Consider the following 10209-nt stretch of genomic DNA (forward strand, 5'->3'; position numbering starts at 1 on the left):
TCAATAAAAAAAGCCCAGCAGCAGTTGCAGAGCATTTTTATTATAGGGGAGATCAAAAGTTAATTCAATTTTTAAGTATTTCCAATTTTTCCGTACTCATTTAACCCCCCTTTAAAGGAAAATGTAATATTTTAACGAATGGTATTTAAGAACTTAACTGCTTATAGAGGAGTGAATATACAGATGAACCACCTTGCAGAATGTATTGAAGCAGAAGCTAAACAGAACAATTTCTCTGGTGTAGTGCTGGTACAACAACCTGATAAAAAAGTCATCAGCAGTTGTTACGGTTATGCCAATAAGTCGGATAAGCGCGAAAACAATATTCATACTCGGTTCGGCATTGCTTCCGGGTGTAAAATATTTACCGCGATCGCTGTCTGCCAGCTGGTCGATCAGGGATTGATTTCTTTTGAAAGTAGACTATTAGATTATCTGAAAAAGGTAGAGTTCCCTCTCTTTAGTCCCGACATCACCATACATCAGCTGCTTACGCATAGCTCTGGTATTCCGGATTATTTTGATGAAACAATTATGGATGATTTCGAGGATCTGTGGAAGGCACGGCCTATGTACACCTTGCGACAGCTTGAGGATTTTGTGCCGATGTTCCGGACCCTTCCCATGATGTGGACTCCTGGCGAACGTTTCCACTACAACAATGCCGGCTATATCGTGCTAGGCCTTCTGGTGGAGGAATTGAGTGGAATGACTTTTTCCGAGTATGTAGAGCATCACATCTTTAAGCCTTGCGGAATGGAGCAATCCGGTTACTTTACGTTAGATGCCTTACCTGCCAACTGTGCACTAGGATACATAGAGGAAGAGAACGGGAACTGGAGAACCAACATCTACTCAATCCCGGTAAAGGGAGGCGCTGACGGTGGTGCTTTCGTCACTGCCCCCGACATGCAGCTATTCTGGAGCGGGTTAATGAACCATACATTATTGAGTCCAGTACTCACTTCATTATTGCTTACTCCCCATGTACATGTGGATGGCGAAGGCTATTATGGTTATGGTGTATGGATTACCCTCCGCGAAGAAAAAGTGTTCAAATTTCACATTATGGGCTATGATCCCGGTGTTTCCTTCCGGTCGGCTATCTATCCAGCTAGTGGCGAGACTGTAGTCGTATTATGTAATACAAGCAGCGGGGCTTCGCAGATTTTCAATAAGATCAATAATCAGTTATAAATATTGCACCTTTGAACAAAACGCAAAGCAGCGACCTTCCCGATATGGGAGGATCGCTGCTTTGTTGTCTGTTTACGGCCATAGCCATGACAATATTTATGTTGCCTTGACTAGTACCGTGTTACCCCATCTTTAGTAACAAGTGCAAATACCAAGGGTTGGGCAGGAACAGGTTCAGAAGTGATACGGTAGGCTTCTAACACCTTACCTTCAGCTTCCTCTACTTTCTTCTCACTGGCATCATTGATATGCAAGACTGCAAGCGTCTCTCCGATCTCTACAGCATCTCCAACCTTTTTAGAAAGTTGAATCCCCACAGCCAGATCGATTACGGATTCCTTAGTTTCACGTCCAGCTCCAAGCAGCATAGCTGCAACGCCAATTTCCTCGGCCTGAATACCTTCTATGAATCCTTTGCTTTTTGCTTTCACTTCAATGAATCGCTTAGCCGTAGGGAGCTTCTCCGGAGAATCAATTTGCGATACATCTCCACCTTGTGCCTTTACGATTTGTTTGAACTTCTCTAGCGCACTGCCATCTTCAATATGCGTCATAAGAATCGAACGTGCCTCCGCTTCATCCTTGGCTTTGCCGCCAAGAACAAGCATCTGGCTGCCCAGAATAAGACAGACCTCCTGCAGATCCTTCGGACCGTGACCCTTCAAGGTCTCGATTCCTTCCTTAATTTCCAACGCATTTCCGATCCCGTAACCAAGCGGCTGGTCCATATCACTGATAATCGCAACGGTATTCCGACCCAGATGCGTTCCAATGTCAACCATCGCCTGAGCGAGTGCTATAGAATCATCCAGCGTCTTCATAAAAGCACCGCTGCCTGTTTTGACATCCAACACGATCGCATCTGCACCTGCTGCAATCTTCTTGCTCATCACAGAGCTTGCAATAAGGGGGATGGATTCAACTGTTGCTGTTACATCCCGAAGGGCATACAGCTTTTTGTCTGCGGGTGTAATGTTGCCCGACTGGCCGATCACGGCAGCCCCGATCTCCCCTACTTGGTCAAAGAAACGCTCACGAGCCATCTCGATAGAGAAACCACTGATGGACTCCAGCTTATCGAGCGTGCCTCCAGTGTGCCCAAGTCCACGGCCGGACATCTTCGCTACCGGTACTCCAGCAGAAGCTACCAAGGGTGCCAATACTACAGTTGTTTTATCGCCCACTCCGCCTGTGGAGTGTTTATCGACCTTAATACCTGCGATTGGGCTAAGATCTACTTGATCGCCGGACATCGCCATTTCCATCGTTAGATCGCCGGTTTCCCGCGCGTTCATGCCTTGGAAATAAACAGCCATTGCCCATGCAGAGAGCTGATAATCAGGCACTTCACCTTTACTGTAGCCCTGAATTAAAAAGGAAATTTCCTCACGACTCAGCTCTCCACCATCTCTTTTTTTCTGAATAATATCTACAGCTCTCATATTACACCTGCACTTCACGGACAATTGCGCGAGCAAGTCCGATAAATTTTGGTCTAGTCAAATTAGTTACCTTCATTATCTGTTCAAACGTCAATGGCTCAAGCTCATTCACTTGTGTCATAGATTGGACCTCCCAAAAATTCAAAATGCAGTATCCGAAATTACATTTTCGGAATAAAGCCCAACACCAGCTTCAGGAAACGCTCACGCACACGATCTGCAGTTTCCATAACCTCTTCATGGTTGAGAGGTTGATCCAGGATTCCCGCAGCCATGTTAGTAATACAGGAGATACCCAATACCTCGATACCTGCATGCCGGGCAACAATGGTTTCCGACACAGTAGACATGCCAACAGCATCAGCCCCCAGATGACGAAGCATTACGATTTCAGCAGGTGTTTCGTAGCAAGGTCCCAGCAGACCTGCATATACGCCTTCTTTGAATTCGAAATTCTGCTGCGCTGCCGTTTCCTTCGCTACCTTGATCAGGCGGCGGCTATAAGCGGTTGACATATCCGGGAAGCGCACGCCCAGTGCAGGATCATTAGGTCCTATTAACGGGTTCCGTCCCGTCATATTCAGATGATCCGTAAGGAGCATAAGATCGCCCGGCGTGAAATCTGTGTTCACTCCACCAGCAGCATTAGTTACTAATAGGCTGGCTATACCAAGTTCTTTCATAACCCGAACAGGGAATGCCGTAACTTCCGGTCCATAACCCTCATACATATGAAAGCGGCCCTTCATCATCACGACACGGCGTCCTTCAATCATACCGATCAGCAGTTCTCCCTCATGCCCTTCTACAGTGGACACAGGGAAGTGAGGAATCTCATCATATGGAATGCTGATTCCATCGGTGATCAGGTCTGCCAGCACACCGAGTCCTGAACCAAGGATCAATCCAATTTCCGGAGCCACCGGACATTTGTCTTTTATATAAATGGCTGCTTCTTGAATTTCTTTTTGAGTTAACATGCTATGGATGATCCTCCTTAATGAATGTTGTGGCGCAACCCACATCCTTTTATTGTAGTTTCGCTAAAAAGCTTGTCCCATACTGCGGCGCCTTCGCACCGAAATTATCAGCAATGGTTGCAGCAACATCCGAGAAGGTCTCACGAATACCCAAGCTATCTGGATGCTTAAGGCGTGGGCTGTAAATAAGCAACGGCACATATTCACGAGTATGATCTGTTCCACTATGGATTGGATCATTCCCATGATCTGCTGAAATAATCAACAGGTCATCTTCACCAAGCGTGGATAGAATTTCAGGCAGCGCCTGATCGAATACTTCCAGTGCATGACCGTATCCTTCCGGATCGCGACGGTGTCCATATAAAGAGTCAAAATCCACCAGATTCGTGAACAGCAACCCGTTGAACGGTTGGCGAAGCTGCTCAATGGTAACTTCGATACCATGTTCATTGCTCTTCGTAGGGTAAGAAGCTGTAACCCCTTCACCTGTGAAAATATCGTTGATCTTTCCTACCGCGATAACATCTTTTCCGATATCAGCCAGCGAATTCATTACCGTTGGTTCCGGTGGTTTCACGGCATAATCATGGCGATTCGAGGTCCGTACGAACTTTCCTGGTTCGCCAACATATGGACGAGCAATAACGCGCCCTACGGAGAATTCAGGAGCCATAGTTAGCTCACGGGCGATTTTACAAGCGCTGTATAGCTCTTCCAGTGGGATGATATCTTCATGTGCCGCAAGCTGGAATACACTGTCCGCAGAGGTGTACACAATCCAAGCTCCGGTCTTCATCTGCTCTTCGCCATATTCAACTAAAATTTCCGTACCGGAAGCCGGTTTATTACCGATCACTTTCCGGCCAGTTTCTGCTTCGAATTTCTCAATCAATTCTGCCGGAAATCCATCCGGATACGTATTGAATGGAACCTCAATTTTCAGCCCCATCAGCTCCCAGTGCCCGGTCATCGTATCCTTACCTACAGATACTTCCTGCATCTTGCCATAATATGCAGTTGGTGAAGCTACAGGTTCAAGCGGCGGCAGCGGAGCAATATTAGCTAATCCTAACTGCTGAAGGTTAGGCAGTTTTAATCCGGGAACACGGTTCAAAATATGGCCAAGCGTATGTGACCCTGCATCACCAAAATTCGCAGCATCTGGAGCTTCTCCGATACCTACACTATCCAAAACAATAAAACCAATTCGTTTAAATGAGGACATATTGTCTTCACTCCTTTTTTAATATAGATCGTTCGTTCATTCGTTTGCACCAACAAGAAGAAACGGCTGTACCTTCTCCCGGAAGTCAGACGCTTCCGTAGCTAGCGATACAATGTATCGCCTGTCAGGTATCCGTTTCTGCCAAAGGATAACCTGTGGAAAATTACCCATTCCCCAGTCTATCCTATAAGTATGATTCCATCATAACTATCTTACTCACAAAAAGCATCTTTGAAGCATGATCAGCGAGCTCTGGGATGATGGCTCTCATATACTTCCTTCATATTCTTACGCGCGATACCGTTATAAATCTGAGTCGTCGAAATATCAGCATGACCCAGCATTTGTTGTACGGAACGCAAATCCGCTCCACCTTCCAGTAAATGGGCGGCAAAGGAATGCCTAAGCGTATGCGGTGTAATATCCTGCTCAATGTTTGCTTCCCGAGCGTATTTTTTTATGATTTTCCAGAACCCCTGGCGGGTTAAACGCCCACCTAGGCTATTCAGGAACATGGCCGGCTCCTCCTGATGATCACGAAGCAGCTTGTCCCGCATAAGAGAAGTGTAAGCTGCTACACTCTCTGCAGCAATGGTTCCAATGGGAACCACTCGTTCCTTGCCCGAAGTCCCTGTACAACGCGCAAACTTCATGTCTGTATGCACATCGTCTACGTTAAGAGAAATTAATTCAGAAACCTTTATCCCCGTTGCGTAGAGCAATTCCAGCATAGCCTTATCGCGCATCCCTTGTGCTGTACTCACATCTGGAGCAGCTAGCAGCCGCTCAACCTCCGAAACCGCAAGCACCATAGGTGGCTTCTTATCGGGCTTCATGGTTTCCATGTCCAGTGTTGGATCCTGCTCAATTAAACGTTCCTTCAGCAAATAATGAAAAAAGGCCCGCAGGGACACCGCGTTTCTGTTGAGCGTTGCAGTGGCTCTTCCCGCTCCGCGTAAGGAGCCAAGATATAACATCACATGAGATCTTCGGATTTCTTCAGGCTGCTCAACCCCCCGCTCTTCAGCAAACTCTAGAAACTGCGATACATCCCTACCGTAAGATTCCAGTGTATTCGGGGACAAGCCTTTATCTTCGGACAAATAATGTAAAAAAGGCTGCAAGTGTGACTTCATTATTTCACGCTCCTGTCCTGGCGCAGCTACTCTTAGTGTCTTCCTGCAGCACATTCAGCATGAGGCTTTAGCAGATGTGTACACAACGCTTACTCTGCATAAATCCACCCTAGCTTTCTTCGACATTCTTCTCGCTTGTTCCTGCTTCCTGCGGAGCTTTCATTCTCCGAACCAGTAATAGAAACGCAAGCGCTGCCGCGCATCCAGACCATCATCACCAACCTCGGCGTGATCAAATGCCCGAACAGCGGTGCCTTCAGGAATTCCATAGTTCTCTATCGGACTGAGCCATTCCCCTAGCCAGCTCATAGCATAGTAGAGTAAATAGCTTAGAGCCACAAACATGATCATAAAATACAGCTTACGCACTGTTTTGGGCACAGAAACAATCATAAGGACGCCTCCTATTACATATAAATGAATTCTGCTCGTCCTTCATTTTATGCTCCAAAAAAGGCTGATATGTATGGCTCTAATAGACTAATCATTTAAAAAGCCCCCTCCGGTATAGGAACCGGGGAGGACTTGTGAAGTTAATTCTTAATATAAGATAACTTTAGGATGGATTTCCGTCTGTATTGTTCTTATCAGTACAGCGGTAGCAAATCCCATGGAAATCAAGTCTATGATCAAGCACTGTGAAATTAAACTCTTTCTCCAGTCGCTCTTCCAGCGGACCGAGCCAATCCTCGCGAATCTCATCCATACTGCCGCATTGCACACAAATTAAGTGATGATGATGATGCTTCGCAGTATCTGTTCGCAAATCATACCGGGCTACACCGTCGCCGAAATTGATCTTTTCTACGACATGAAGCTCACTGAGAAGTTCGAGGGTACGATACACAGTCGCAAGACCGATCTCGGGAGCTTTCTCCTTCACGAGCATAAATACGTCTTCCGCGCTAAGATGATCTTCCTCATTCTCCAGCAGCACTCTTAAGGTCGCTTCCCGTTGGGGTGTAAGCTTGTATCCTTGGGATTGTAACTGTTGCTTAATCTTGTCTATCCGTGCTTCCACCTGTCTCCCTCCCCCTTGGATAATTACCGCACCGGTCTTCAAACCACTTCTTCCATTATAGGGGGTGTCGCTTTCAGAAGTCAAACGCTTTTACTGCACAGTCAAGGTCGTCACCGCTTGTACAAGTGAAGGCGTGACCCAACGCATCATGGTTGGTGTAACCCAGGTCTCAAAACATGAAATACCCAGGATCAAAAGCGCCATCACAAATGACAATATAGTGTACATGGTAAAAGGACGAGTCACTGGCGTCCGGCGCTGTCCCATCACCCGGCTGCGGATCATCTGCAAGGAAAAAGCTATCGCAGCTGCACTGCTAACCAGCAGCACAGGGATCAGCACCAGATTATGTGGAGCCACAGAGACTAACGCGAACAACATCCCATGCCAAGAATATTGACTGACCAGACAGCCAACCGTAAAACCAATCAGTACCCCTTTTAAAAAATCAAGAATCAAAATTCCCGGCAGCCCAATGACCGACAACCCAAGAATCCAGATCAGTCCGATCCATTTCAGATTCAAGGCCGCTATACTCCAGTACGAATCAGGTGCGGCTGGCAGACCTTGCTGATCAACCGTAACAAAGAAATTCCCCAGATAATCCCCCAGCTCCTGCTGCTGATCCATCGTAAGCGCACTAACGATAAGAGCTCCAAACACAACACCTACCAGAAATAATACGCCGACAAAAATATACAGAGGCGTCTGTTCCTTCATCATCAGCCGTAAATTACGCATTTGGGACGTTCCCCTTTCCGGTTACATGTTACACCATATGAGAAAACGTCCCGCGATATGACTTGTCCTTCAGGTAATGCCTCTACTTTCTGGGCTGAACCACTTTACCGTACGTCCCGCCACCGCCTGCTGATAGTTCCAAAATTCCAGAGCGGGCCTGGACGATCATCGACGCCAGATCCGCACCTACAACGCTGGCAATTTCCGCTTCACCACAACCATGTAAAATGTTCATCTCAGTTCCAAACGCTTGCAGTAACGCGTTCATCTTCGCCTTCCCTAACCCCGGGATAAATTCAAGCGGAACCTGATAATGATAGGGTGGACGGTCAGCAGGCACTAACGGCGTCTTGCGGTCCGCAATATCTAGGATCCGGTCAAATACACCTCTAACCAGCTTAAGACTGCCGCAATACTGGCAACGATCCGAGTTGACATAAGCCTCATCAATAATACTTCCACAGCCCCCGCAATAGCTCCGGTGGTATTTGCCAAGCCGCGGATTAAGTCCGAAATTAGCACTTACCTTCCGCCCATCTTTACGTTCCAGTGCAAGCCGTAGTTCAGCGAACGAAGGCTGTGCCAGCTCCATCACATTATACTCACGCCCTAACTTACCCAGTGAATGCGCATCTGAGTTGGTTAGAAACGTGAAATCATCCAGTTCAGAGAGATATCCAGCCATTTCGGAATCTGCACTCAGCCCAAGTTCAACCGCAGCTATGCGTTCCAGATCAAAGATGTCCGCCATACGCTCGGCAGCACAGCCGTACAAGCCCTTGTGAGGCGTGAAAATATGTGCAGGGATAAGAATGCCTCCCCGCCCGTAAATCTCATCCTGAAGCTCCCTAGCCGGAGCATACAGGCGCTGGGAACTTAGATTCACATTCCGCATATAGCGGCTCATCCACGCACTAAAGTCGGTCATGCGTTCCACGTCCGGCATGTAGGCGAGCACATGGCACTCTTTTCGCCCAGGCTCGCGGATTTCAATCTCTGTTCCCAGAATGATCGTAGTCCCTCGGTAAGCAATGCCTCCACCTTCAGCTAACGTCATCTCTCCAGATTCCAAAGAGCGCTGAATATCCCGCAGTACGCCAGGTGAATGACTATCTATAATACCGATCATTTCTAGTCCCTTGCGCTCTGCAGCTTCTTTGGCAATGCCCGCAAAGGTAAGCTCGCGGCTGCCGCTAATTTTGACAGCCTGACCTTCCGACGTTCGCCCAATATGAACATGCAAATCGCAATAGAAACTCTTCAGTTCAGTTGTTAATTCCATTGGCCTGTCAGCGTGTATAGATGCCAAGCGTACACTGCCATCATCGTTTTTGCATCCGCGATGCGCCCGTCAGCCATATATTGATACGCTTCCTCCAGGGTAAGCTCCGAAACCTCTAGAAATTCATCCTCGTCCAGTGACATGTCCCCTGGTTGAGCGTTAGTAGTCACATACAAATGAATAATCTCATCGGCGAAGCCGGGAGAAGTATAGAAAGATTTAAGCAATTTCAGATCTCCACTGTGAAATCCAGTCTCTTCCTGAAGTTCACGACCAGCCGCAACTAATGGATCTTCACCTTTATCCAGCTTCCCAGCCGGAATTTCTACCTCAGTGCGCTGCATGGGCTGACGGTATTGCTCTACAACAAGCATTTTGTTGTTGTTTAAAGCAAGCACCGCTACGGCGCCGGGATGCTTCACAACTTCACGTGTCGCAGTATTTCCATCAGGCAGTCTCACTGTGTCCACCTGCAAAGATATAATCTTCCCATCAAAAACAGGCTGTGTAGACAATGTCACTTCATCAAGCTCGGGTTTGCTGTGCAAATGTTGTTCTCCCATAAAGTTTCTGGTCTCCTTTTTCTCTATTGTGCATACGGTGTATTATAGCAAACTTAAAGGGAAAGAAGGAATTTCAGATGAACGAAATCTTCAGCCGTACAAGCTCATCCGCAGTTATGATGGTAGGTAAGCCGGAGGAAATAAAGGCCATCTTGGCTGGATGGATCCAGCAGTATGGGCGCGATATGCCCATGGCATACATTCTTTCCCTGCACGATCAATCCGCAATCCTTCCGTCCAAGGCAGGATGAATTCATCCTCTCCTTTGGGACTTAGCCATACATGTTCACACAACTATAGGGGGTGTCTCAAAAGCCATGAAATGGCTGCTGGGGCACCCCAGTCTTTTTGCGTCGCCCCGATTAGGGGGAATTGCGCTTAGGCCGCTGGTATTGGGCACAGGTTGATTGATTAAGCAACTAATGGGCTTACGATGCTGGCATGTGACACAACTTGTTGATCGCTCACCATGCTGGCGTCAGACACAACTTGTTGATCGCTCACGATGCTGATATCTAGCACAAGTTGTTTGATTAGGTTGCTATTGCGCCTACCTTTGTACGCTATCGGACTCGGTTGACCTTAAACACACCTTTTCCGCACTTTTGCTATGCTATCG

The 10209-nt window shown here is 47.3% G+C and carries 11 protein-coding genes; 2 read left to right on the plus strand and 9 right to left on the minus strand.

The features are described from left to right. Positions 1 to 183: 183 nt before the first annotated feature. Positions 184 to 1197: a serine hydrolase gene (locus NST25_RS21525; RefSeq protein WP_340392440.1), complete on the plus strand. Its 1014-nt coding sequence runs from the start codon at positions 184 to 186 to the stop codon at positions 1195 to 1197. A 110-nt stretch (positions 1198 to 1307) separates the two neighbouring features. Here the strand turns inward: NST25_RS21525 and NST25_RS21530 are convergent, their stop codons facing one another. From NST25_RS21530 to NST25_RS21570, 9 genes are all read right to left on the minus strand, one after another. Next, complete coding sequence (locus NST25_RS21530; protein ID WP_340392442.1) at positions 1308 to 2639, minus strand: pyrimidine-nucleoside phosphorylase; 1332 nt, start codon at positions 2637 to 2639, stop codon at positions 1308 to 1310. Between the two features lie 161 nt (positions 2640 to 2800). Then, positions 2801 to 3619, minus strand: coding sequence for a purine-nucleoside phosphorylase (locus NST25_RS21535; protein ID WP_036676055.1), 819 nt, complete (start codon positions 3617 to 3619; stop codon positions 2801 to 2803). 49 nt (positions 3620 to 3668) lie between these two features. Next, on the minus strand, positions 3669 to 4847 hold the full coding sequence (gene deoB / locus NST25_RS21540) for a phosphopentomutase (RefSeq protein WP_340392443.1): 1179 nt from the start codon (positions 4845 to 4847) through the stop codon (positions 3669 to 3671). A 242-nt stretch (positions 4848 to 5089) separates the two neighbouring features. Beyond that, complete coding sequence (xerD, locus tag NST25_RS21545; RefSeq protein ID WP_340392444.1) at positions 5090 to 5983, minus strand: site-specific tyrosine recombinase XerD; 894 nt, start codon at positions 5981 to 5983, stop codon at positions 5090 to 5092. 159 nt (positions 5984 to 6142) lie between these two features. Then, on the minus strand, positions 6143 to 6376 hold the full coding sequence (locus NST25_RS21550) for a DUF4227 family protein (RefSeq protein ID WP_036676052.1): 234 nt from the start codon (positions 6374 to 6376) through the stop codon (positions 6143 to 6145). A gap of 163 nt (positions 6377 to 6539) precedes the next feature. Next, positions 6540 to 7004 (minus strand): Fur family transcriptional regulator, encoded by a 465-nt coding sequence (locus NST25_RS21555; protein ID WP_036676051.1) that lies wholly within the window; start codon positions 7002 to 7004, stop codon positions 6540 to 6542. A gap of 90 nt (positions 7005 to 7094) precedes the next feature. Beyond that, on the minus strand, positions 7095 to 7745 hold the full coding sequence (spoIIM, locus tag NST25_RS21560) for a stage II sporulation protein M (protein ID WP_036676050.1): 651 nt from the start codon (positions 7743 to 7745) through the stop codon (positions 7095 to 7097). 82 nt (positions 7746 to 7827) lie between these two features. Next, positions 7828 to 9027 (minus strand): endonuclease Q family protein, encoded by a 1200-nt coding sequence (locus NST25_RS21565; RefSeq protein WP_076129492.1) that lies wholly within the window; start codon positions 9025 to 9027, stop codon positions 7828 to 7830. Then, the gene (locus NST25_RS21570; RefSeq protein WP_036676048.1) at positions 9018 to 9590 is read right to left on the minus strand and encodes an NUDIX hydrolase; all 573 of its coding nucleotides are present in this window, start codon (positions 9588 to 9590) and stop codon (positions 9018 to 9020) included. Before NST25_RS21570 ends, NST25_RS21565 begins: the two co-directional genes overlap by 10 nt. Before the next feature lie 77 nt (positions 9591 to 9667). Between NST25_RS21570 and NST25_RS21575 the strand changes: the two genes are divergently transcribed. Then, on the plus strand, positions 9668 to 9841 hold the full coding sequence (locus tag NST25_RS21575) for a hypothetical protein (RefSeq protein WP_179088798.1): 174 nt from the start codon (positions 9668 to 9670) through the stop codon (positions 9839 to 9841). Positions 9842 to 10209 lie beyond the last annotated feature (368 nt).

The organism is Paenibacillus sp. FSL E2-0190 (assembly GCF_037992965.1).
GTDB lineage: Bacteria > Bacillota > Bacilli > Paenibacillales > Paenibacillaceae > Paenibacillus_AQ > Paenibacillus_AQ odorifer.